Here is a 23,990-nt window from a genome sequence, read left to right on the forward strand (position 1 = left end):
TTGAAACCTTCATACTATTTTCTGGATTCGCTAACAAAATCTACTTTACTCTTACCTAAATCTTTCGATGTGGCTACTGCAATTCCGCGCTGGTCCTGCTTATTTACCGCACAATAAAAGTGGTACACCACCCCTTTGTATTTCAATACAAAAGATTTGTGCGCATACAATTCATCATATTTTTCTGACGACTCAATCAGGTTATCGCCGGTCCAGTCGGTCCAGTTTACCAGGTCTTTCGACGCAGCAAAACGATTGAATGAACCTTTTCGATCCTGCCAGAATGCCCCGAAATAAAACATCACGTATTTATCGCCAATTTGCTGAATCACGCCGTCGCCGGTAATACCCACGGGATGATGCACCACAGGATTTCGATTGAAACGTTGCCATTGAACCATGTCATCAGAAACCGCCATACCAATACGCTCGTACCAGCGTGTTTTTTTATTATTTGCCAAAGAATCACCAACAGCGTTGTAGTACATTACGAAGCGATGTCCGGTTAGTCTTTTCTGGTCTTCTATTACTGTGCTTTTAAAAAGCTTATTGCGGTTTTCCCACCAGCGCACATCCACATCTGCAGCAGTTAAAACAGGTTTATCTAAACGTGTCCATTCCTGTACGTGTGATGGATGCGTTGTGGTATACGCCATTCCAATGGACAGCGGTTCCACTTCATATCCTTTTTCTTTCCCGCCGAAATAAGACATCCAGTACTTTCCGTCAAAAGATTTCACACCATAACTCCCGCCCCACTTCATATCCAGCAAAGCATTGTACCCGGCTTTTTGATTGTCGTCCCATTTACCAGAATCGTCAAATGACATTAGTTTTCCCTGATTTTCCCAGTGCAGTAAATCACTGCTCTTTGATAGCCAGGTTTCGTAACCGCGACCGCTGAAAATCAGATAAGTCATGTACCAGAATTTACCCTTCCTGAATATCGTGGGACAATCCATTTTGTGTTCTTTATCTTCAGGAACCATCACCAAGCCGTACTTATAAGGCGTTTTTACTTCCTCATAAATCTCTTCCATCTCCGCATTCGAAATCGGGTTTGGTGTTTGTGCCTGCACATTAAAGGCAATCACCATCAGGAATAGGATGATTTTGATTCTAGTCATTTGTGCATATAAATTTATAGTGACCTGAACCCACTGTTAATTTTGCTTTTCCGTTTTCAAAACTTAAAGCATTAATACGTGGATTAATTTCATCTGTAATGGTTTGCTTTCCGTCGCCCGGAAAATAAATATCCGCTTTTGTGTTCACCGGAATCCTGACTTCCAGCGTAAACTGTTTTTTTGTTTTCGTCCATGATGACAAGATCTGGCCATAAGGAGAATTGTAACTGACACGAGCAGCGGTTAAGTCGCCGACTACTTCGGGTTCTATTCTAATGTGATTAAAAGCAACAGCACCTTCTGCCTGACGGATTCCACCCAGCCCGCTGTACAGCCATTCCATGAGATGCCCCAGCATAAAATGATTGTTAGAAACGGTTGGCAAAGCGGCCCAGCTTTCAGTCAATGCCGTAGCCCCTTTCGCGATCTGCATTCCGTAACCTGGTACATCAGACCGGCTGTTCATATCAAAAATCACATCCGATCGTCCGGCGTCTTCTAATACCCTTAACACATAGCGGTAACCAATATCGCCGGCAGTTAAACTATTCTTCCTGTTTTTTATGTCCTTAACCAGATTATCAATTACTGCGTTTTTATGCTCATCCTCCACCAGTTCCATGTAAACTGCCATGGCATTAGCCGTTTGAGAACCCGATGCATATTGCCTGGTTTTATTATTGAAAAACTGATTATTAAATACCTTTCTTACTTTAGCTGCAAGGTCTGAATAGGCCAGCGCATCAGCTTTTTTACCTAAAAGCGTAGCCATCTTTTCCATTATCTTTAAATCGTAGTGGTAAATTGCCGTTCCGGTTACGCCCATTGGTGTTAACTGAGATACGCCTGGTGCTTTCGGACCTAAATCATACCAGTCGCCCAAACCTTGCGACAAAATGTGGTTTTCTGCTTTTGCAGCAAGGTACTTCAGGTAACCCTGCATCATCGGATAGTATTCCGCTATCGCTTCTTTATCTCCGTACCACTGATATAAATACCAGGGAAGTAATATACCGCTGCTGCCCCATTCAGGTGAATCGCGGAACATATCTCCGCCCCATTCGAACTTCACATATTCAGGTGCAATTTCAGGGATCAGCCCGTTTGGCAGCTGGGAGGTTTTCATATCCTGTAAGGCCTTTTTAAATAAAGGTGCCGCATTGTAGTTGTAACCAACAGAATTTCCCATCAGGTGCAATTGTTCTAACCAGCCCAGTTTCTCGCGGTGCGGACAATCGGTAAAAACGCTCACCATATTACTTTTAACCGACCAGTCGATCAACCTGAAGGTTTTATTGAACAGTTCGTGAGAGCTGGTAAATTCCCCGATTTGTTCTGCAGCATTCCTAACGTGCAATGCTGTTAAATTTTTGATTACTGTCTGGTTGGCTGCATTAACCTCTCCTGCGGGAACAGCCCCTTTCACCTGAAGGTACCTGAATCCGGTATAAAAAAACCTCGGACGCCAGGTCTCTACACCATCCCCTTTTAAAATATAAGTGAAATAAGAAGGTCCGCCGATATTTTTCTGCGTTACCTGTCCGTCTGCTTTGATTAATTCTGCAGGTGTAATCCTGACTGTATCTCCTTTTTTGCCATGCACCTTCAATTCAATAATCGCCGACGCATTCTGGCCCATATCGTAAACCCATTCCCCATTACCTGTAGTTTTGATGCTTTGGGCGGTAAAGTTTTCAAAAACCTTAACGGGTTCTTCTTTTTGTGCATTTAACAGAGGTCCGTTAACCAGAAGCGCTGTTTTCCATTTAGCATCATTAAAACCAGCCAGGTTCCAGCCCTTTTGTTCCAGATTTGCATTGTAATCTTCTCCACCATAAATACTGGAAAAGGTTATTGGCGATGGTGCTGTTTTCCAGCTTTGATCACTAATGATATTAGCAGAAGTTCCGTCACTGTATTCTATCAAAAGCCGGCAAATCATTTTCGGGTAACCGTAAGCCACTTTAAGTTTCCGATATCTTTCCTTTACCGGTGGAATATAATAGAAACCATTGCCCAGCATTACACCAACGGCATTATTACCTCTTTTAATCTGACTGGTAATGTCGTAGCTCACGTATAGTGCTTCGCGATCATATTTCGTCCAGCCAGGTGCCAGGAAATCCTCACCTATCTTCTGTCCGTTTAAACTCATTTCGAAATGCCCTAAGCCAGAAACAAAAGCAGTTGCCTTCCTGATGCTTTTGGTAACCGCGAAATCTTTACGGAACATAGGTAAAATATTATTCGCATTGTACTTATCCTTTTTTCCATCTGTAGGAAGAACATTGACATTCGAATCGGCAAGCTTCTCAAATGCAATCCATTTTGCGCCTTTCCAGTCCTGAGCCGTAAGTAAACCCATTTGCCAGAAAGCAGTATTGCTCCATGCAGAAACCTCTCCTGAGCCATTCCAAACCCGGACTTTCCAGAAGTAGGTTTTAGCTGAAAACAATTTCGCTCCTTTGTATGGTATCTGAATTGACCGGGCAGAGATTACTTTTTTAGTATCCCAAACATCACCAACGTTTTTGTTTAGTTGAGCAGCGCTGCTCGCAACCAATATCTGATAGGCAGATTGCATCACATTACTTCCTGACGATTGAAGCTTCCAACTTAAAATGGGTGAGACAAAATCTATCCCTATCGGATTATCCCGATAGCTGCAACTTAAACGGGCAACTTTAATATCCTGCGCAAAAAGCGAAATACTAAATAAGAAAAGCCAGAAAAAGACTAATATTTTGCTCATTAAATAATTTACACCTTTAAGGTATTTTATTTAGATTTATAATTGGTTATCAGCTACAAAAGCAATTAAAGAAATACAATATTCCTTTTTATCGTCAGGCTGAAGTTCAGCTCGGGATTAGCTCTCACTACTAATTCAAATATAAATATTTTTTTTAAATATGAAAACATTTAATACTTTAGATTGATATAGAAGCTTTCTAAATGGTAAATCCGAAAGCATTTTGTATGTTTGAAATTGTAAAAAATACGCTACGACCAAATTTAAACCTGTATGAACGAAAAGGAATCTAAATATCAAGCGCCCGCCTTAGATAAAGGCCTTGATATATTGGAATATTTATCAGCACAATCCATCCCCCTCTCACAAACGGAAATTGCTATCGGTATTGAGAAAACCCCTAATGAAATTTACCGGATGCTGATGAGCCTGGAGAGCCGTGGATATATTTTGCGTGATGAAGTTTCGGGAAAATACAGGCTTTCGTTAAAGTTGTTCTACCTGTCGCACAGGCACTCTCCGATGGACGAACTGCGCAAGGCCGCACAGTTTCCGCTTGAGGAGCTGGCCAACAGCATCCGCCAATCCTGCCACTTAAGTATTTTGTATATGAATCAGGTAATGGTAATTATTCATGCTAAAAGTCCGGGGCCAATTGCACTTTCTATTGAAGAGGGTAACCTGTTCCCTTTGCCACTAACTGCATCAGGTAAGGTTTTACTGGCTTACATGCCCGACTCAGAACGCACCCTGGCCCTTAAAAACAATGGTATTTTCAAAAAATACTCGAAACCGCAGCAGGAAGATTTCATCAGCTCGCTGGAGGAAATTCAGAAAACGGGTTCCTACTTTAAAAACAGTGATTCTGTTTCAGGCGTAACGGATATTTCTGTACCAATTGGCATCGGCGGCAATGATGGCATTATTGCCTGTTTAACCATATCGATGTTAAATGCCTTGAATGCCGATAAGGCCATTGAAAATGATGTGATTCTTGCGGAAGCAAATAAATGCGTGAAGAAGATTGAACAACGCATTGGCGTTTAACGCATCGCTTATACCTCGCAGATTGTGATCTGCGAGGTCTGGTAAAAACTAACCGGTGTATTTCACGGTGTAATCTTTACCCTTCTCAATGGTTACTTCATATTTCCCTCTGGCGATTTCCTTCACTTCAGCACCTTTCACTACCGGTTTTGTTTTGCTGTTTATTTTCAATGTACCCGTGCCGGTTGCAGCACTTACCCTGATCTCTTTTTTACTGCAATAAACGGTAATATCGCCATTGGCAGTTGGCACTTTACCCTCCATCCATGCTAAACCACCTAAATTTGGTTCAATGATATAAGTTTCGTAACCCGGGGTTGTAGGCTGAACGCCGAGATAATATTTTCCCAACAAGTAAACCGGACTAGCGCCCCAGGCATGGCAAAGGCTTTTTCCGAAAGGCCTTCCATACATGGCCAGATGTTCTGTCCCTTTTTTATCCGGATTATATTCCTCCCAGAAGGAGGTAGCGCCCAGCTTCAACATGCCGCCCCAGTAACTTTTCATTTCTTTTAAAACATAGGGTTGCTCGCCCATGGCGCATAGCGCTTCTAATTCATAAAAGCGCATGTAAGGTGTTGTAATCTTCGCTACCTCATTGTTTAAAAGCACATTCTTTTTTACAGCCAGTTTTTGCTCTGGCGTAAAATAGTCGAAAAAGATTCCAAACATATTGGCATAACGCGTTACATTGTCGGTTTGCTTATCATCCACCCGGCTATGTACTAAAGCGCTTTTAGTTTGATTCCAGTATAATTCAAAAATCCTTGCCTTCAATACTTTGGCCTGCTGATCATAGCGGGCGGCACCATCAGCATCATTTGCCAGCCTGGCACATAAAGCCATTGTTTCCAAACTCCGTGCATACAGCAACTGTTCAAAACTCACCTCCCCGTCTTTGCTCAGTTTATCTGCCCAGTCGATAAAAATCCAATCGCCAGGCATCCATTCGAGCAGGCCATTTTTGTTTTTCCTACCATCTATATAAGTCATTAGAGACTGCATTCGGGGATAAACATCCTGAACAAACTTCTGATCACCAGTAAATTTATAGTAATCATAGATACCAAGAAACCAGTAGAAAGAGTAATCCATAATGGTATTGATGTGTGCCGTAACCGGATCTTTTCCACGTTGAGCCAATAAAGTCCGTTTAACCGTCGGTGCATCGAAAAATGAATAGTAATTCATCAGGTAGCTTTGATAGGCATCGCCACTCCAAACCCAGCGATCGCGTTTGATCCCATCTATGAAAAATTCGCGGGTGTTCAGGTGGAAAGTATATTTAGCCACATCGTAAATCCTGTTCAGCTCTGCATCCGACGATTTAAAACTCCCCCGTTCTGTAACCGGTGCATATTCATAAAGCATGGAAATTGAATCAGCAGAAACACCGGCACCAGGCTGAAAGTTGACATACCTGAAGGCTTTTGATAAGGGCATAATGGAATCTCTTTTTACGCTCAGGTCAATATCCAGGTCATCTAAAGTTTCACATTTAGCAGTTGATAGTGATTCTTCTTTGGACTCGCCATAGTAAAGGCTTAATCGTCCTTTACCCTTTAATCCGTGCACCTTGATGAAACCGAAGGTCTCTTTTCCGAAATCAGCCACGTAGCCCGAACCCGCTTTTTCTGTTTTCAAAGCTGATTGTGGCACAGTTGGCAATTTAAATGCTGAAGGTAATCTGGCCGGGTCGTTGAAGTTCCACGAACCTGCTGACACGAAGGTGGTACCCGATTTATCGGATGTTTTTCCACTGGCATCAATCCACTCTTTATCTTCAAATGTAGTTAACCAGGTTTCATCAGAAACGACGGTTTCTCCCTTGACATATATTGCGGGTACATGTGCCTGATTGTACACCTTGAGGCTTAGTTTATGCTTGCCTGCCGGGATTTGTATGCTCTTCGGGAAACCGGAAATCGCCTGCCCATCGATTTTCACATTGTAAGTTCCTTCTACATAAAGCCTCACCTCTTCCGGCTGTGAGAGGGTAAATTCCTTATGAAAATCGACCAGTACATAGTGACTATCCATTTTCCAGAATACCGGAAAGAAAGAACCTCTTTCTGTTCTCCGGTTCTGCATCACATTGCTCATGTAAATATCGAAATCTCCGGGATACCAGATCCAGGAGGCATGCTGTGCAAATACAGGTACTGTTGAAAAGGTGACTAAAGCCAGCAGTAATGTTTTTCTTAAATTTTTCATGTTTATATATTTTGACACCCGGCTCCGGAGTTCCGGTTAATGTCCGTTGAAGAATAAATAGAGTAATAGCATTACTATCGCCAGGGCCACCCAGGAGATCCAGACTGCCCTTTGGGGCTTCTCGACGTTAGCCTGATGCTCGGCATTAATTGTATAAATACTTGGCGATCTGTCCAGCACGGAAATCAACACTGCAATGATCAGGAGTCCGGCGAAAATGAAAAAAGACAGCATCAAGTAATGTGGCCAGAAACTATATTCACCCGGTGGCAGGATCCAGAGATAAGTAACGCCGATACTCAGACTAAGAATTGAGCCGATGGACAGCGTAAAATTCACTGCTTTTCTGGTTGTTCTTTTCCAAAACACGGTGAGCAGGAAAACCACTGACAGCGGAGGAGCGATAAAACCCAGCACCGATTGAAAAACGTCGAATAAGTTTAACCCCTTGATGTTATCGATGGCCAACACTACAATCACAGCGAATATACAACCGGCCACTACAGCCCATCTTCCAATACGGATAATCTGCTTATTGCTGGCCTGCGGATTGATTTTCTTCACATAAATATCCATAGTAAAAACGGTGCTCAGCGAATTGAGCGAGGATCCGATCGTTCCTACCAGAACAGCAATCAATACTACGATTACCAGACCGTTCATGCCCGGCGGGAATAAACTGGTCACCATAGTCATGTAGGCTTCGTTTGGATCTTTCAGGTTTGGGAACAGCACATAACATAAAATTCCCGTACCAATAAAAAGTGGTAAAGAAAGGATTTTGAGCCAGCCGATAAAGCTCACGCCCAGCTGGCCTTGTTTTAAATTTTTTGCCCCTAAAACCGATTGAACCATTGACTGATCGGTACAGAAAAAGGCTACAGCAGCAACGGGATATCCCAGTAAGATGGCATACCAGGGGTATTTTGGGTCGCTGGCTGGCTGAATTAAATTCCAGAAATGATGAGGTGTTTTCGCATACAATGCGGAGATTCCACCCACTTTATTTAAACCCAGAAGCATGAGAGATAGGGAAACGGCAATCAATAAAATCATCTGGAAGACATTTACCTTTGCAATGGCTTTTAAGCCGCCAAAAAAAGTAAATAAGCCTGCGAAAGCGACTAAAACCGTAACTGACTGCCACATGGGGATGCCTAAAATCTGGCGGACCAGGAAGCCCCCGGCAAACAGGCCTAATGACAACCAGGAAATTAAAATCTTCACCAGGGCATACCAGGCCAGAATGTTCTGTGTAGAATCGCCGTAACGGTTTCCCATAAATTCGGGCATGGTACTTACTTTAGCTGCCAGGTATTTCGGGGCAAAAACAATTGCCAGGAGGAATAAAAATATAAAGGCATACCAATCGAAGTTTACGGCCACAATGCCCGTACTGTAACCAATACTGGCAAAGGCCAGCAGCATAGAGGGGCCAACGTTTGTGCCCCACATGTTGAAGCCGATGCTCGACCAGTTTAATGATTTGTTTGCGAGGAATAAAGTTTCGTCTTCGCTTTTCTTTTTTGAGAAACTGGCCCTGTACCCGATGATGATCAAAATGATCACATAGGCGACCACGATGAGGTAATCCAGGCCGGTTAATCGTTCAACAATGTTTCCCATTGGTTTATTTGGTTAGTATGGTTTAGGTTAGGATAACTCGCAATGACGGGATTTCTACAATCCTATCGGTTCTCATTTATTTTTTGCCACGGAAGCACTGAATCCACGGAGTATTTTTTCTCTTTATAAATAAATTCCTTCTTCCGTGTTTTCTGTGTTTCCGTGGCTGTTTTATCGAAAAGCTACAACCCTATCGATTCTCTTGTATTTTTTGCAACGGAAGCACTGAATTCACGGAGTATTTTTTCTCTTTATAAATAAATTCCTTCTTCCGTGTTCTCTGTGTTTCAGTGGCTGTTTTATCGAAAAGCTACAACCCTATCGATTCTCTAGTAATATTATTGGCTTTAAGGATATCGTCAATCTTCACAGGCAATCCCGTTTCCATCGATTTATCCATAGCCTGTAACAATGCCACCGTTCCAATCCCTTCCTTCAAATCAGGGTAAGCGGTAAATTTATTATTGATGCTATCGGCAAAATAATCCAGGTAATTCTGATATTCTCCTGCATGGTGGCTTTGTCCTTCGAAACGGAAATAGTGTTTTAAAGTTGAATCGCCCCAGGTAATGATTTTTTCCTCACCGGTTTTTGTAGTTACAGAGTAGCGCAGTTCATGGTAATCGGCCTGACTAGCGCCCTCAGTTCCGCGTAAAATGCAGCTCATTCCGCTATCGCGGCTTGCCGGTTGTGTTGGTCCGGTATAAGCGCCGCTCACTCTCGCAATCCGGCCATCTTTTGCTTTGAAAATGAAATGCATGGTATCCTGATTTTTAAGTCCTGCTTTCAAGCCATTGCTACTTAGCATTCCATAACCCATCACCTCTTCAATATCGGGCATATACCAGCGGATAAAATCAACCGGGTGACTTAAACCACCATACAACCATTTAAAAGATTGCTTCAGTGACCAGCCTTTTTCCAAAAACCAGCGGTGATCGGCATGATAATGACTTTCGATTGTAATCAGTTCCCCAATTAAACCTTTATCGAAATCCTTTTTCTGACGCATAGCAGGCTCAAAAAAGCGCGAGCTTTGACCGACAAAGATTTTCTTTCTGGATTTCTTAGCAAGTTCCAGCAGCTCATTGGCCTGTGCTAAATCGTCGATAAAAGGCTTAGTACACACCACATGCTTTCCATGTTGCAAAGCCAGTTTGATATGTTCGAAATGCAGATGATCGGGGGTATAAATGGCGATCATATCGATTTTATCACTGGTTAACATATCCTCATAACACGTTGTCCAGTTTTCAAAATCAAACTCTAAAGCACGTTCCTCACAAAGCTTTTTATTGGCATCGCAAATTTGAATGAGCTTAAACTTCTTGCTCGCCAATGATGCAGAAATTGTACTTCTGCCCTCTCCTAAACCTAGGATCCCTAATCTTAACATGATATTTTATTTATTTCTTTAGTCGTCGTTTATTCAATCGGTTTAAAAAACACCCAAACCTGTTCAGGTTTTGTCCCCGCAATTCCCTCCTGGTATTTTTTCATTATGGCATTCCATTCATCCACTTTCGGATTATTCAAAGTGGTTCTTGGATTTAAATCATCTAATTTTTTTCCTTTCGGAATACTGATGATTAACATCAGCTGTCTGTCTTTTTTAAAGATAGCCAGTCGCTGAAATTCAGCATTACAGAATCCTTTCGATATTTCCGGCCACTTTTCGAACTGGGTTTTGTGGTAATCAAGATACTCTTTCTGCATCTTTTCATCTTTAACCAGATTGGCCGATAAAATGATATTATCCCATTCCGCTACAGATTTATCGCCACAGTTTTTTTCTCTGTTGAAATCATAAAACATATTGTCGTAAAGCTTGATTTCTGACGCATCCAGGCGTTTCAAGGTTTGTGTTAAACTCTCTACTTTCAGGCTTGAAGTATAAATCACCAGGCGCTTATTCCACTTATAGATTGAACTTTGCAGCAGATTATTCTCCATGGCAAACTTTTCCAGGGTTTTATTGCCCGGTAAATCATCTTTAAAAATCAATTCGAACACGACCGGTTTATCTTCAGCCTGATTAATCCCGCGATTGGAATAAGCAGCTTTCTCTTTCAAGAGGTATTGATAAGGCTGTTGTAAACCGGCACTTTGTTTAATATTCTGAGACACTTTTGGCCCGTTACCTTCCCATAAATTGTCCGGGCCATTTGCATTCTGCAGGTACTTCTCGGCAGGTGTCCAGTTATTTTTAATAGTGAAATAGGATGAACCCTCATCTGTATAAAGGTAGAACCAATGTTCAGGAAGATGGGCAAAGGGTGCTTTATAAATGCTATCTATCACGTTTTCTGTAATAATTGATTCCGGCTGGGCCGATAAGGCATAAATGCCTGCTACATCATACATATGCTTACCATAATGATGAATTTTGTTCGCACTGATGGTATTGTTTCTCATTGCGTTCTCCGTTTTTGTCCAGCCCCAGCCTACACTGATGCCCGAATAGGAAACGTCAGAAATCTCATTGTGCGATATTTTAATTCCACGAACATAACCGGCCCCGATACCAACGGCTCCCCAGTCTTCATTGGTTACATCTGTAATGAGATTGTTTTCGATCACGTCATTGGTTGAAATTTCCCTTTTATCTGAAGGGTTATAGGGCAAGTGAACTTCAGTTGCTTCATCCGAAAATGTTCCTGCTAAAATTGCTGTACCACCAATATCTTTAAACAGGTTACCTTTTACCTGATTGTCAGCAGTGCCTTTTCTGAGATCCAGTCCCGTTGAAGCCATATGCTCAAATCGGCAAGATTCGAAAGAAATATGATCTGCATAACTCACCTCAACGGCTGAAGCCGGCCTTCCAACCCAGGCCTGATTTTCAAGGCTAGGTTTGTCAGGCGTTCCTGCTTTATTTAGTTTATAAGCGTCCAACATATACATACCTACCTGGTGCGGAACATGCCCCTGTCGGGATGGTCTCAACCAGGTAGCGTGCTCAAAAGAAATTCCTTTGAAGTTGACAAATGTAACCGGATGGTCGGTTGTTCCTTCAATCTTCATCAGGTTCTCCAGGGCAGGTACAACAACATCGGCATGCTGCATATTTTCAGATGCTTTTGGCCAGTAATAAAGTTTATGCTTCTGCATGTCTTCAAACCATTCACCAGGCTCATCTAAAAACTGAATGGCATTGGTGAGGTAGAAAGCCGAATTCCCTGTTTTCTCCGATATCCAGGGAGCTGGCCATGGATGTTCAGATTGTATTCTGCTTTCTGGCTGCATGAAGGAAAGTTCGGCGGTGTTACCTGTAACTTTTACAGATTTAACACGAAGATTTGCAATGGCCCACCATTGGTGAATGAGCATTTCCATACCATTGATATGTGATAAACTCCCGTTTTTTTGCAGAGGAATCCTGCAGGTCTGATTTTTCTTATCCCATGCCAGGATTCGACCCATGGCATCGCCATTGTAGTTTTTGGCCCGAACGGCTTTATTGCCGTTCACCCAAAGTTGCCGGAACAATAGTCCATTCCCATCAAAATTCGGTATATCTGCCACCCATAATTTCCCTATTGCAGCTTTAGGCAATCCTGCAACTGTTCCTGACAGTTTTTTCCATCCTTTAATGTTCACCCCACCGCTTAAAACAACTTTTTCGGTAGCTATAATTTCCGTCGGGCTCTCTTTTGTCCCTGAATCTTCAGGACGAAGAACAACAGGTTCATGCAGCTGGTAAACGCCTTTGTCCAGAAAAATTCTGATTCCATTTTTAATCGAAGGATCGTTTAACCGTCTGAGTTCCCTGGCTTTTCTAATAGCCGAATGAAGGGTGGCCAAAGGTTTCTCTATCGAACCCAAATTAGAATCAGAACCGTTCTTTGCAACGTAAATGTCTGCTGCGCTTGCACTAAAGCACAGTAAACTGTATATCAACAAAATGATCAGGCTAATTTGTTTCATAAATTACTTGGCTTGAAAGACCGATTTAAGGTAACTGGTATTTGCACTAAAATTATATTTTACATTGGTTGGCTGACTTGCATCGCGGCTTCTTTCTACCACCAGCCAACCTTTCCACCCCATATCATCCAGTGTTGCTTTCACTTGCCTGAGGTCAATTTTCGGGTCGTTCTGCAACCACAGGCCATCTTCGTTGGTTGCATGAATCTGTATGATGTTTTTCTTACCTAAAATCCTGAGTTCCTGATGTAGGTCACGTCCATTTTTAATGGCATTGGAAAAGTTGAAATAGCTTTTCACATATTTCGAGCCCACCGCTTTCAATAATTGAAGTTCGCCACCAGCATCTAATGCAGTTTCAATACCAATTACAATTCCCGCCTCCGAAGCCATTTGCCCGGCTACTTTTAACCGCTCCACTATCGGATCCCGTAACTCTGGATTTTTGACCAGATCACCCTGCACGCCTAGAGGCAAAAAAACGACTTTCACATTCATCGCTTTCGCAGTATCCAGACAATCCTGAATCATCCTTTGGTAAGTGGGACGTTTGGCGAACGACTGTGCATAAAAGCCTGTCATTGCCAGTGAACAGATTTTGATATTCAGTTCTCTGGCTTTATCCAGATACTCCTGACGCACTTTGGGATCAGCCAGTTTATTATCAAAAGTGTCCCGGTTGCCCAGTCCCCCCATGTCTATCTCCAGTCCATCAGCGCCAATTTCTTTAGTTAAGGGTAAGGCACTAATTTTCTGACGTTTTAGGATCATCAGGTCGATTACCGCAATTTTATATCTGCTTTTTTTTGCAGCTGCCAGTAGCAGCTGATCTGGAAACATCAAAGTGCCGGTTAACAAAGCTACATTTGCTATAAAGGTTCTCCTGTTCTGCTGCTCCATAATCTTCTATTTAGTTGCTCCTGGAAATAACTTCTCAAGGTTTTCGAAACCCATTAAAGCATGCTTAGGTAGTTTTTCGCCTTTATCGCCAAATACATACAGGGCATTTTCTTTTTCAACGGTTACCTTGGTTTCATCGTACTTACCTGACTTATCCTTCACTGCAGTACCGTTAAGCTTAAAATTTTTAATCAAAAAATCGTAAAGAGCAATGCGTTTGTTGATGCCAAAATCATGCTTCTCATCAGGCAGGTGAACATTCTCTACCTGATCTTTCACCCCATAATACCCGTACATCTTTTGCAGGTAAGGAAAATCATGCTGTGGCGTGTGAGCAGTCCAGTCCCCACCATCTGATACCAGTAGTTGTGGCCGTGGCGCGGCCATTGCTGCCAGTTCAACGTTGTCTGTTCCGCCGCCGCATTGATGGATAGGCATCCCGCTTTCACAGGGGCAGCCCCCATAAAAGTAGGATGACATGGCTACCACAGGTGCGCTTAATTTAATTCTGTTGTCCATTGCCGTCATTAAGATACAATGACTTCCGGCACCCGACCCACCACTAATGCCAATCCGGGTGGTATCTGTTTCTTTCAGTGAAGTAAAATAATCCAGAATCCTGATTCCACCCAGTGTCTGTACCGTTTGTGCCAGGCTACGGCGGTGGTCTTCGTATTTAAACTGCAACATGGATTCACCCCATGCAAACAAATCATAGCTAAAAGCCATTGCTCCCATCCTGGCAATTGTGGCGCAACGGATCTGGCAATCGGGTCTGTACCGCTGTTTTTCCCAGTGCCCGTCGGGACTTAATACCACAGGGATTTTACCTCTGGCATTCAAGGGTTTATAGAGCGAACCGTTGATCCATACCCCCGGTAAAATCTCCAGCGCGATATTTTCGACAGAATAGCCATCGAAAATTCTTTTTGATGTGATGATGGGTTTAGCTACAGGCTTTGCCGGTAAAGGAGACAACATTAAAGCCTGATAAAGCTCAGGCTTGATTTCCGCTTTGCGCTTCTCCCAGCTGGCTTTATCATGGTACTTTGTTGCCAGCGTATCCAGATAGTTCCAGCCATCCTGAACCTCCCAGCGGTAGTATTCGTACTCTTTCAATTTGTACACACCAGGCTTTTCCTTGTTTACTTTCATATCCAGTGGCGTCAATACATTGGCCAGGGTCTCATCAACATTAGCCCTGAAACGCCACTCGGCATAATTTACCCATTTATCTTTAACCTGCGGCGCGGAATATTTTATCTGAACCTTAAACCGGGTTTGAATTTCGTTTAACACCTCCACCAAAGGCTTCTTATAAAGGTTATCCGTATTTTGGGTTTGCGCAAAGAGCAAATCAGACCCAGAAAGTATCAGGGTAATCAGTATGGCAGGAATAATCCCTTGCGTAATAAACCGGTATAATCTCATGGTTCTTCGCTTTTAGTTTCTGTAATAACCGGAGCGGTATAGCCATTTAATTTTGGCCATATCCCATTTTTAATTTTCTTCAGCTTCAGTTTCGAAGGATCAACAACTACATGTTTAATTTTTTCCCTTCTCCAGGTATAGATGAAATGTAGCAGGCCATCTGAAGTTTGAATTACGGCAGGATAAGAATATTGACTGATTGGAGAATCCTCCAGAATCAATGCAGCATACCATGCTTTCCCGTCCTTGGAGATGGAAACATTTAAAGGGGTTCTCGGCCCTTTAGCTAAATCTCCGGGAGGTAAAACATGGTTGTACACCAAAACCTGGCGACCATCTTTCATGGTTACGGCATCCGTTCCGGAATTATTATTAGGGAGAGAAGTTTTCGTCAATGCCGACCAGGTTTCACCGTTATCATCCGACCAGGATTCGACAATGGCCCGGTTTGCTGTCCTGGCTAAAATCTGCAATTTCCCGTTTCCATGCTGCAGGATGCTGGGCTGAATGGCTTTGATTCCATTCTCAGGAAGCGGTCCTACCGTCCTCCATGTTTTGCCATTGTCTTTGGTGACCTCAAAATGAATTTTCCACCCATCGCCTTCTCTGCTTGATGGTGCAAAAAGGTTCCCATTGCTTAGTAAAACAGGCTTGTTTTTAACCGGCCCGATATACCCTGCCGGCAGTTTTGTTGCCTCAGACCATGTGATTCCGCCATCTTTGGAAGTCCGCATTAAACCCCACCACTCAGACGGTTTTGGTCCGATTTTGTAGAATAATAACAAATCTCCGCCTGGAACCTGATATAGAACCGGATTCCATGTGGGTAATCTTTTACCATCGGGCTGAATGCCATTTGCTACAGAAACGGGCGGGAGCCATTTTTCATTAACAAAGCGACTGATGTATATCTCTACATCAGGATTCCGTTCCTTGGTTCCACCGAAAAATGAGGCTACCAGCCCCGTTGGTGTCTCTGTAATCGTTGCTGAATGGCAGGATGGGAAAGGCGCCTTATCATACAGAAATTCGTGCTTTACGATTCCTTTCTGCCATTTTTCAACCTGGGCTTTAGCGCTCAGCGTAAAAATGACAATTGATATGGTTAAAATTTTCTTTAACATATTAGCATTGTTTTTCTTTTTACCATGTAAGGAATTGAAGCGAATAAAAGCTGCAAGTTCGCCATTACATGCCCTAATAATATTTATTTGGTGTAGATAGCTCTACTGTTTCTGTTTTGCCGCTTTTTCTTCTTTTATTTTCTTCGTGTAGGCACTGTAAAGTGCTCTCCAACTGCGGCCATTATTGTTCAACATTTGTTCTGATTTCGTTTTATAGATCTCAAAAATTGCCGATATCTCTTTCATATTTTTATAATCAACTGCCTGTTCCCGGGCTTGCTTAAGAAAGCCCAGAATCCTGGCTTCCTCATCAGCAGTAAGGTCAGGAACGATGGCTTTATAACCCTTCATGGTAAAAGCCACTTTGCCAATAGTATATTGATCCAATATAATTTCTACCTGATCAGGAGACAGGTTTTTATTTAAACCTTCCATTAACGCCTGATGCACGGTAGCGGGCATCGCAGAATCGGCAATGATCTGTTTATCCAGATCGCTTAACTTATTACCGGTAACCGGATTTATACCATCCGGAACGGTTGACGATGGATGCTCATTGTGCCAGTCTCTTACGGTAGTCAGGTGTACTGCAATGATATGCGCAACGGCCGTCTTTTTCCCCCCATCAGTTAAATTCAAAATATCAGCAAATGCATTGGCTTTAGTAAGAATATCGTCGGAAACTATAACATCTTTGGTTTGACTGAACACACTAACTGTGCTTAGTATCATTGTGAGTAGCATGACTGGCTTTAAGAACTTTCTCATCATTTTTATTTTTTTCCTGTTAACACTAAACTGGTTAAATTACTTCTTATCCACTACAAAAGAATAATCGCCCGATCCTAGCTCGTAAACCGCGTGATTATCCTCCATTTTTATAAATTTCAAATCCTTTACCGATTTCAATTTTTCTGAAACCTCATTTTTCTGATTTGCAGGAATATAAACCCATGCCGAGGTATTCGGTGGCACCGTTATATTCCAGTTAAACTGGCTGGCTGTTTTGGTATAATTGCTTTTAATTGTTCCATAAACTGATCGGTAACTTGCGTTTACACTGTTTAATCCGTTGATCATTTCCGGTTTCATAATGATCTTCTTGAAAGCGTTGCTTTCCGATTTGATTCCGGCAAGATTTTCATAATACCAGATTAACAAATCGCCGAGCATCATCACATGATTCTGTGAGTTCATTTTAGGATCGGCGGTGTTGCCATTCCATAACTCCCATATGGTGGTGGCACCTTGATCCACCATGTAACCCCAACCGGGATATGTTTTTTGAGTCGCCACAGTATAGGCCAGATCAGGCCGACCATAATCATTCAAACAGCGCATTAGCCATTGAATTCCGACCAAACCATTGCTTAAATGTCCCTTATTCGTTACCTCGATGGTGTAAGTTATATTTTTGAAAACCTGCGCTACCTTGTTCGCAGGCACCATGCCGAAATACAGTGGAATGATGTTATCTGTTAAAGCATTCGAAGCATAATAACCCTGATCATTATAGTATTTCCGGTTAAAGGCATCTTTGATTTTATCACCCAAAATTTGATAGTATTTTACATCTGCCTCATTTCCCAAAGCCTGTCCAAATTGCCTCATTAGCTGGGTAAAATGATAATAATAAGCGGTTGAGATCAACGCTGAGGGATATTTTTTATCTGCGCTTTTGGCTCTTCCGGCTTCGATGGTTACTGGCGGCATACACCAGTCGCCATAACTGTCTTTTGTTATTATAAAATCCTGCATATAACGATCCTGCATATACGAAAGCCATTTTTTCATTGCAGGATAATTGTCGCGAACCGCAGTCACATCACCGGTTTGCTTGTATACCATTTCCGTAACCAGAAGCATGGCACCGGGCCAGGTCATGTTATCGCTGTAATACCTCCAAAAAGCTGGTGCCACATCCGGAATCGCTCCATCTTCTTTTTGCGAATTTCTGATATCCTGCAACCACTTCGTGTAAAATCTGCCGTTATCGAACAGAAAACTCTCCCCATAAGCCACGGCACCTCTGTCGCCTAACCACGGCATACGCTCATTGCGTTGCGGACAATCAATCGGGATTCCTTTATAATTTCCGGCAATACCCCACCAGGCGTTTTTAAATAGCTGATTGATCAAAGCATTTGAGGTTTGAAAAGTTCCTACAGTCTGCATGTTATCGTAAATCATTTTTCCCGAGAAGTCATTTAGCGAAGGTGCATAAGTGTAGCCTGTGAGTTCAACATACCGGAATCCGCGATAAGCAAAAGTCGGCTCCCAGGTTTCCTGCTCGCCACCTTTTAGCGTATATAAGTCGGTGCATTTAGCATTGCGAAGATTGGCCGTAAAAAGCTCGCCGTTTTCCTGAAGCGATTCTGCAAAACGCATTTTAATTTGCTGCCCCTTGGCTCCTTTTACCTTCATCTGCAACCAGCCAACCATGTTCTGCCCCATATCTACAACATACCTTCCTCCTGAGATTTTGGAAATGGATACCGGTTTAATTGTATTCATAATCCGCATGTTCTCATTCATTTGCGCTTCTATAGTACCGGCAGGTTCCTGAACAAACTCTGCTTTTGACCATTTTCCATCATCAAAACCAACTTTGTTCCAGCCAGAGGCCTCTTTAGTCGCGTCATATTCCTCGCCATCGTACTCATTATTGGTTCTGATTGGTCCGTCAGCTGTGCCCTTCCAGCCATCATCCGTGTCGATATTTGCTGTTGTTCCGTCGCTATAAACAATGTTGATGTTCATCAGCATTTTGGGAAACCCAAATGTTTTAATTTTATAAGGCTTTTCATTCTGCCGCATAGCAAAGAAGCGGCCATTCCCTAAAATTGCACCTACCGCATTTTTTCCGTATTGAATATAGCTGGTTACATCATAGGTATTATATTTTACGTTTCTGCTGTAGTCCGTTGGGGATGGAGACAAAACATCTTCACCCACTTTTTTTCCGTTGATATAAAGTACATATAAGCCCAAACCGATCACAGAAGCTGTTGCAGACTTTACGGTTTTCGGGCTTTGAAATTCTTTTCTGAAATACCTTGCCGATAGTCTCGAATCAGTTTTAATGTTGTCCCACGGAAAAGCCCTGTCGAAACCAATCCAGCCTTTAGGCCAGTCTTTGTAGTACAGCAAACCCATCGAAAAGAAGTTGTTGCCCGACCATTCACTCTGACCGGCAGTGGTCCACACTTTCACCTTCCAGTAGACTTTTAAACGGCTGGATAAAGCTTTTCCGTCGTAAACCACATGAATGGATTCAGCGGAGTTTACCTTCCCGGAATTCCATAAATCACCTTCATTCTGTGACAGTTGTTCTGGTGAAGAGGCCGCTAAAATCTGATAGGCGGTTTGGGTTACATTGCGCTCTTTCGAGATAATTTGCCAGGCGAGGCGGGGTCTCTTTACATCAATACCTAGGGGATTTTCCAGCATCTCGCAGGTGGTGTGCTGCAAGGAGATTTGTGCCATCACTTTCGTTAGTGACAGCAAAAAAATGCTGATGATGAATATGTAGGTTTTAATGTTCATTACACTTGTTATTTTTTGTCTCCCGCTGATCTCACAGATTCGCGCAGATTGAAATCTCTTTATCTGCGTTCTTTGCGTCATCTGCGGGAAAACCTATTTACCGGAAAAATCAAAATACAAAGTCATATCCAGCGCCCTGCTGGGATCTTTGTCAAAATCATAATAAATATTCTTCATTCCCATCGGTCCGGTTGTTTCAGGCTTCTGGGTTTTTGTTCCGATTGCGGAAATCGCATTCATAAACGAAATATCCCCGTTCGGAAAAGTGGGACTCATGTTGTCATATTCTGTATCTTTCGATTTCTTTGGGGTAAACAACCTTAAAAATACATCTTCCCGGTCGGTTAGTACTTTAAAAGACTGTTGTCTACCGATAAACTCGCACCAGTACATATTAGAGTAATAACCTTTAAACTCCGGATACTGCCATGCCGGCTCTCCTGTTGCCGAATCGTTGTAATCTTTTTTCCAAATGCCAAATTCGGTTCCCTTCATACGGTTTTTCCATACCCGGTACGGACCATTTCCTTTATATTCTACACCCTTAATTTCTGTTTCAGGATAAGAGAAATTCAAGCCTGCAAATGTGGTAAAGTAATCGGACGGAAAATATTTCACCTGCATTTTCAACCATCCCGAAGGATAAACTGTCCATTCTAATGTGTTGTAGCTTTCTTTTTTATCGAAAGTTGAAGAGATAATCAGCGTGTCGCCTTCCCTTTTAACCTTAAATTTTTTAAAATTATTTACACCTTCCTGTAGTACCGGTCCTTTAGAAAATGGAATGATGCCCTTGGCATTTTCGACTCCCTGTAATAGACCAGTGGTTTTATCAAAACTAAATTTGATGCCATTTGCAGCAACCAGGTAAGCCAGAGCCGATTCTTCCAGCGCGACTTTTGAACCACCTGCTTTTGCAACTATCCTTTCAGCATCATCCTTAGGCAAATTAATCGGAAAACTCCAGGTAAAAAGTACTTTACCATACACATCCTTTGCGGTGAGGTACAAAGCGTCAAAGGTCCTCCAGTCTGCTGGCAGATTGATTTGCAATTTACCTTTTTCAAAAGGCTTCACATCCGGAGCATCGGTTTTTCCAGCCTTGAATTCAGCATCTCCAGCGCTTTTCAAATGCTTTAACTTCCATTCAAAAGTGCATTGATTCAGGTTAGTGAAAGCATAACGGTTTTCCACCAGGAACGAACCATCAAAGCCAGGGGTCATTTCTCTTTTTTCGATAAAAACAGGGCTCCATACTTCTTTAATGGTAAAGAAACTCCCTTCTTTTTCGTGATAAGGACCGACAATTCCGTCGGGACCATGATTTCCATCCGTGTCCAGCTCTCCATTTTTATCGGTACGCACTACTGCCTGATCGGCAAAGTCCCACAGAAAACCTCCGGCTGATAAAGGATTATGCCACATGGCATTCCAATAATCCTCAATTCCGGCACCATGGCCACCATCCCACATCCCATGCAAAAATTCCGTTGGCATTAAAATATTGTGCCCATGATCGTAATTCCCGATGCCATAGTTAAACTCCCGGTAATGCGTGGTTTCAAATCCACCAAAAACCTCCCATGGATGGATTAGCGGGCGTTTCTGGATGTCCTCTTCAGGAAAAAGATGGTCGAGTTCCCGGTTGTGCCCACCTTCATTTCCGTTTGCCCAGAAGATAATGGATGGGTGATTTTCATCATTCCTCATCATTTCTTTCATCAGTTTAGTACCCGTTGGCGTATCATAAGTGCCATGCCATCCGGCCAGCTCATCCATCACGAATAAACCGAGCGAATCACATACATCCAGAAAATGTCCGTCGGGCGGGTAATGCGACATCCGAACCGCATTCATGTTCATTCCTTTCATCAACTGCACATCATCAATACTGATGCGCTTGCTCGTGGTTCTGCCAGATGATGGGTAAAAAGAATGGCGGTTCACACCTTTAAATTTCATTTTCACGCCATTTACATATACCCCATCCCGCTCCTTTACTTCAACGGTTCTGAAACCGATTTTTTTGGTAAGCTGATGAACTTCCTTTCCTTTTTTGATCAGGGTAAAAGTCGCCGTATATAGGTTTGGGAATTCAGACGACCAGAGTTGGGGATTTTTAAAAGTATATAAGATTTGTGTTGATGCGGATGTAGTTTTAACCGAAAAGGTATTACCGAATTTCTTCCCGTTTTGGTCTTTTAGTTCAACTGAGATCTCATCAGCTGATCCTGCAGTGAGGACGTTGGCAGAAAAAATACCATTTGCTTTGGCATCCGCTTGAATTCTTTCCATGTGCGTTTGTGGCAAAGCTTCCAGATAAACCGGACGAAAAATACCGCCGAAAATCCAGAAATCTGCTTTACGCTCTGCTTCATTTACCGATTGGTTTGCCGAGTGTTTGGAAACTTTAACTTCCAGAAGATTATCAGTATCATATTTAATCAGTCCCGAAATATCATAGTTAAAAACATAAAATGACCCCTGGTGCACAGCACCGGCCAGTTTCCCGTTTATTTTAACTTCAGTATCCGTCATCGAACCCTCGAAAACAATCCTGATGATTTTAGATTTCCAGTCACCCGGAACCTTAAACCTGTACTTATATAGTCCTTGTTCTTTTCCTTTATTAGCCTCCTTGTTGAAGCCATAATTGTATTTACCAAAGCCCTGCAATTCCCAGTTTGATGGTACCGGAATAGTGGTCCACTTACCTGAATTTGCACCTTCTGTACAGAAGAATTCCCAATTCACCGTCTGATCATTTCCCGTTCCTGAAAGATATAATTTCTCCGTTTGTTGGGCTTTCAGGGCATCAAACATGATTAATAAACAAAAGAAAAGTATAAATCTAAGTCTCATTAATTGGTTCTAAATTGATTACTTAAAGGGTTATCCGTTCTGAAAGGCAGTGCCGGTAATCCATTGCTATACAAACTTCCTGCAGGGCTTTCAGACCAGTTATAGCGAACATTTACAGGTTTGGCGACTTCTTTTGAAAACACTAAGACTTTGCCATCTTTGATTACCGCTTCAGCATTTACAAATTTGCCATCACTACCAGCAATGGTAAAGCCAGCTATAACCTCACTGGTTGATTTCAGATAATCAAAATCCAATACTGCTTTTCCGCCCTGGATGGTAAAAGCTTTAAAAACCGGTCCCGAAAAGCTGATTTGCTGATGATAGGTTTTGGCTAGTGCCCAGAGTGCCAGCCGGCGCCCAACTTCCCATTTATAAGTGGGATGCAGGTCGCCCCCATTATCGTTTAAATCAGAAGTCCCCACCATACCCGTATTTGGCAGCCTTAAAAGTTGTTCCTGAGCTTCCCAAAAGTTCGGTTCAGTGTCTGTTGTGAGTATAACCTTGTCGCTTTTCTGTTTGCTATAGTCGTAAGGTGCAATCTGAACGTAGTAAAAGGGCAGTTGTTCTCCCCATGCTTTGCGCCAACTCTGGATCAGCACCTTCATTTTGTAACTGTAAGAAATGGTTTCGTTAAGGAAACAGTTGGTTTCACCCTGATACCAAAGGAAACCCCTGATTTTAAAATTCGTTAAGGGCTCGATCATGGGACTATAAAATTTACCAGGATCATTGCCAACTTTTTTATCCTTAAAATAAGCTTCAGTTGAAAAAGCCTGCTCATCTATCCAGGGTTCGATGGCGCTTCCGGGTACGGCAGATGAGATCATACCCACAGGAATGCCTAATTTTTGCTGCACTTCCTTCGCAAAGAAATAACCTGCTGCAGAAAATGAACGCAAAGCTGAATCTTTGGCCACCGCCCAACTCCTGTGAACGCTGTCTGGTTTCGATAATTGTTTGCGGTTAACCAGAAAAATCCTGATTTGATCATTATCTGCCTTTTCTACTTCATCTGAAGGGAAACCGAGCTTTTCATTTTTGGGCTTAGGAATTTTTGCGAGTTTGCGCATGGCATATTCCATGTTCGACTGGCCTGAGCAAATCCACACTTCACCAACCAGAATATTGCTTAACTCAATTTTATTTGAACCGGAAATGACCATAGTACGGCCTATCGCTGATGTTTTCAGTGGACTCAAAACGATCAGCCACTTCCCATTCTGGTCAGTTACCGTATGTTTTTTCTGCCCTGCAAAAGCCACCTCTATCTTCTCAGCTGGCGCAGCAAAGCCCCAGATATTAATGGGTTTATCTCTTTGCAAAACCATAGAACTCGAAAGGATTTGTGGCAACAGTATTTTGGCGTTGGCGGAAAAAGCGCATAACGCAAATAATAAAACCAAAGCTGTTTTATACAAGAACCTCCTCATC

The 23,990-nt window shown here is 42.5% G+C and carries 14 protein-coding genes; 1 reads left to right on the forward strand and 13 read right to left on the reverse strand.

The genetic code is table 11. The features are described from left to right. Positions 1-14: 14 nt before the first annotated feature. Both AB669_RS17795 and AB669_RS17800 read right to left on the reverse strand, forming a co-directional pair. Entirely contained in the window at positions 15-1,127 is a 1,113-nt protein-coding gene (locus tag AB669_RS17795; protein WP_047800681.1) for a glycosylase, read from the reverse strand. Then, positions 1,120-3,879, reverse strand: a complete 2,760-nt coding sequence (locus AB669_RS17800; protein ID WP_047800682.1) for a family 78 glycoside hydrolase catalytic domain — start codon at positions 3,877-3,879, stop codon at positions 1,120-1,122. The genes AB669_RS17795 and AB669_RS17800 overlap by 8 nt, the downstream gene beginning before the upstream one ends. 273 nt (positions 3,880-4,152) lie before the next feature. On the opposite strand from AB669_RS17800, the gene AB669_RS17805 reads away from it, so the two are divergent. Next, on the forward strand, positions 4,153-4,926 hold the full coding sequence (locus AB669_RS17805) for an IclR family transcriptional regulator (protein ID WP_047800683.1): 774 nt from the start codon (positions 4,153-4,155) through the stop codon (positions 4,924-4,926). A 48-nt stretch (positions 4,927-4,974) separates the two neighbouring features. On the opposite strand, the gene AB669_RS17810 is transcribed toward AB669_RS17805, so the two are convergent. The 11 genes from AB669_RS17810 to AB669_RS17860 all read right to left on the reverse strand — a co-directional run bounded on the left by AB669_RS17810 (position 4,975) and on the right by AB669_RS17860 (position 23,989). Then, the gene (locus tag AB669_RS17810) at positions 4,975-7,140 is read right to left on the reverse strand and encodes a family 78 glycoside hydrolase catalytic domain (protein ID WP_047800684.1); all 2,166 of its coding nucleotides are present in this window, start codon (positions 7,138-7,140) and stop codon (positions 4,975-4,977) included. Between the two features lie 36 nt (positions 7,141-7,176). After that, positions 7,177-8,766: a sodium/solute symporter gene (locus AB669_RS17815; RefSeq protein ID WP_047800685.1), complete on the reverse strand. Its 1,590-nt coding sequence runs from the start codon at positions 8,764-8,766 to the stop codon at positions 7,177-7,179. Positions 8,767-9,076: 310 nt separating this feature from the next. Continuing rightward, positions 9,077-10,162: a Gfo/Idh/MocA family protein gene (locus tag AB669_RS17820; RefSeq protein WP_047800686.1), complete on the reverse strand. Its 1,086-nt coding sequence runs from the start codon at positions 10,160-10,162 to the stop codon at positions 9,077-9,079. 29 nt (positions 10,163-10,191) lie between these two features. Continuing rightward, positions 10,192-12,693 carry a right-handed parallel beta-helix repeat-containing protein gene (locus tag AB669_RS17825; RefSeq protein WP_047800687.1) on the reverse strand — a complete coding sequence of 834 codons (2,502 nt, stop codon included), beginning with the start codon at positions 12,691-12,693 and terminating at the stop codon, positions 10,192-10,194. A gap of 3 nt (positions 12,694-12,696) precedes the next feature. Next, on the reverse strand, positions 12,697-13,593 hold the full coding sequence (locus AB669_RS17830; RefSeq protein WP_047800688.1) for a sugar phosphate isomerase/epimerase: 897 nt from the start codon (positions 13,591-13,593) through the stop codon (positions 12,697-12,699). Positions 13,594-13,599: 6 nt separating this feature from the next. Continuing rightward, positions 13,600-15,024 (reverse strand): hypothetical protein, encoded by a 1,425-nt coding sequence (locus AB669_RS17835; RefSeq protein ID WP_047800689.1) that lies wholly within the window; start codon positions 15,022-15,024, stop codon positions 13,600-13,602. Next, positions 15,021-16,148, reverse strand: coding sequence for an exo-alpha-sialidase (locus AB669_RS17840; RefSeq protein ID WP_047800690.1), 1,128 nt, complete (start codon positions 16,146-16,148; stop codon positions 15,021-15,023). The genes AB669_RS17835 and AB669_RS17840 overlap by 4 nt, the downstream gene beginning before the upstream one ends. A gap of 102 nt (positions 16,149-16,250) precedes the next feature. Next, positions 16,251-16,919 carry a DUF3826 domain-containing protein gene (locus AB669_RS17845; RefSeq protein WP_231582705.1) on the reverse strand — a complete coding sequence of 223 codons (669 nt, stop codon included), beginning with the start codon at positions 16,917-16,919 and terminating at the stop codon, positions 16,251-16,253. A 36-nt stretch (positions 16,920-16,955) separates the two neighbouring features. Continuing rightward, positions 16,956-19,694: an alpha-L-rhamnosidase gene (locus AB669_RS17850; RefSeq protein ID WP_047800778.1), complete on the reverse strand. Its 2,739-nt coding sequence runs from the start codon at positions 19,692-19,694 to the stop codon at positions 16,956-16,958. 93 nt (positions 19,695-19,787) lie between these two features. Continuing rightward, positions 19,788-22,556: a glycoside hydrolase family 2 gene (locus AB669_RS17855; protein WP_047800692.1), complete on the reverse strand. Its 2,769-nt coding sequence runs from the start codon at positions 22,554-22,556 to the stop codon at positions 19,788-19,790. Beyond that, positions 22,556-23,989, reverse strand: coding sequence for a sialate O-acetylesterase (locus tag AB669_RS17860; protein ID WP_231582706.1), 1,434 nt, complete (start codon positions 23,987-23,989; stop codon positions 22,556-22,558). The genes AB669_RS17855 and AB669_RS17860 overlap by 1 nt, the downstream gene beginning before the upstream one ends. Between the last annotated feature and the right edge of the window lies 1 nt (position 23,990).

It is taken from the genome of Pedobacter sp. BMA, assembly GCF_001027745.1.
Classification (GTDB): domain Bacteria; phylum Bacteroidota; class Bacteroidia; order Sphingobacteriales; family Sphingobacteriaceae; genus Pedobacter.

Excerpts from the sequence above, each read along its gene's own strand:
- AB669_RS17795 (WP_047800681.1), bottom strand. The coding sequence starts at position 1,127 with ATGACTAGAATCAAAATCATCCTATTCCTGATGGTGATTGCCTTTAAT.
- AB669_RS17800 (WP_047800682.1), bottom strand. The coding sequence starts at position 3,879 with ATGAGCAAAATATTAGTCTTTTTCTGGCTTTTCTTATTTAGTATTTCG.
- AB669_RS17805 (WP_047800683.1), top strand. The coding sequence starts at position 4,153 with ATGAACGAAAAGGAATCTAAATATCAAGCGCCCGCCTTAGATAAAGGC.
- AB669_RS17810 (WP_047800684.1), bottom strand. The coding sequence starts at position 7,140 with ATGAAAAATTTAAGAAAAACATTACTGCTGGCTTTAGTCACCTTTTCA.
- AB669_RS17815 (WP_047800685.1), bottom strand. The coding sequence starts at position 8,766 with ATGGGAAACATTGTTGAACGATTAACCGGCCTGGATTACCTCATCGTG.
- AB669_RS17820 (WP_047800686.1), bottom strand. The coding sequence starts at position 10,162 with ATGTTAAGATTAGGGATCCTAGGTTTAGGAGAGGGCAGAAGTACAATT.
- AB669_RS17825 (WP_047800687.1), bottom strand. The coding sequence starts at position 12,693 with ATGAAACAAATTAGCCTGATCATTTTGTTGATATACAGTTTACTGTGC.
- AB669_RS17830 (WP_047800688.1), bottom strand. The coding sequence starts at position 13,593 with ATGGAGCAGCAGAACAGGAGAACCTTTATAGCAAATGTAGCTTTGTTA.
- AB669_RS17835 (WP_047800689.1), bottom strand. The coding sequence starts at position 15,024 with ATGAGATTATACCGGTTTATTACGCAAGGGATTATTCCTGCCATACTG.
- AB669_RS17840 (WP_047800690.1), bottom strand. The coding sequence starts at position 16,148 with ATGTTAAAGAAAATTTTAACCATATCAATTGTCATTTTTACGCTGAGC.
- AB669_RS17845 (WP_231582705.1), bottom strand. The coding sequence starts at position 16,919 with ATGATGAGAAAGTTCTTAAAGCCAGTCATGCTACTCACAATGATACTA.
- AB669_RS17850 (WP_047800778.1), bottom strand. The coding sequence starts at position 19,694 with ATGAACATTAAAACCTACATATTCATCATCAGCATTTTTTTGCTGTCA.
- AB669_RS17855 (WP_047800692.1), bottom strand. The coding sequence starts at position 22,556 with ATGAGACTTAGATTTATACTTTTCTTTTGTTTATTAATCATGTTTGAT.
- AB669_RS17860 (WP_231582706.1), bottom strand. The coding sequence starts at position 23,989 with ATGAGGAGGTTCTTGTATAAAACAGCTTTGGTTTTATTATTTGCGTTA.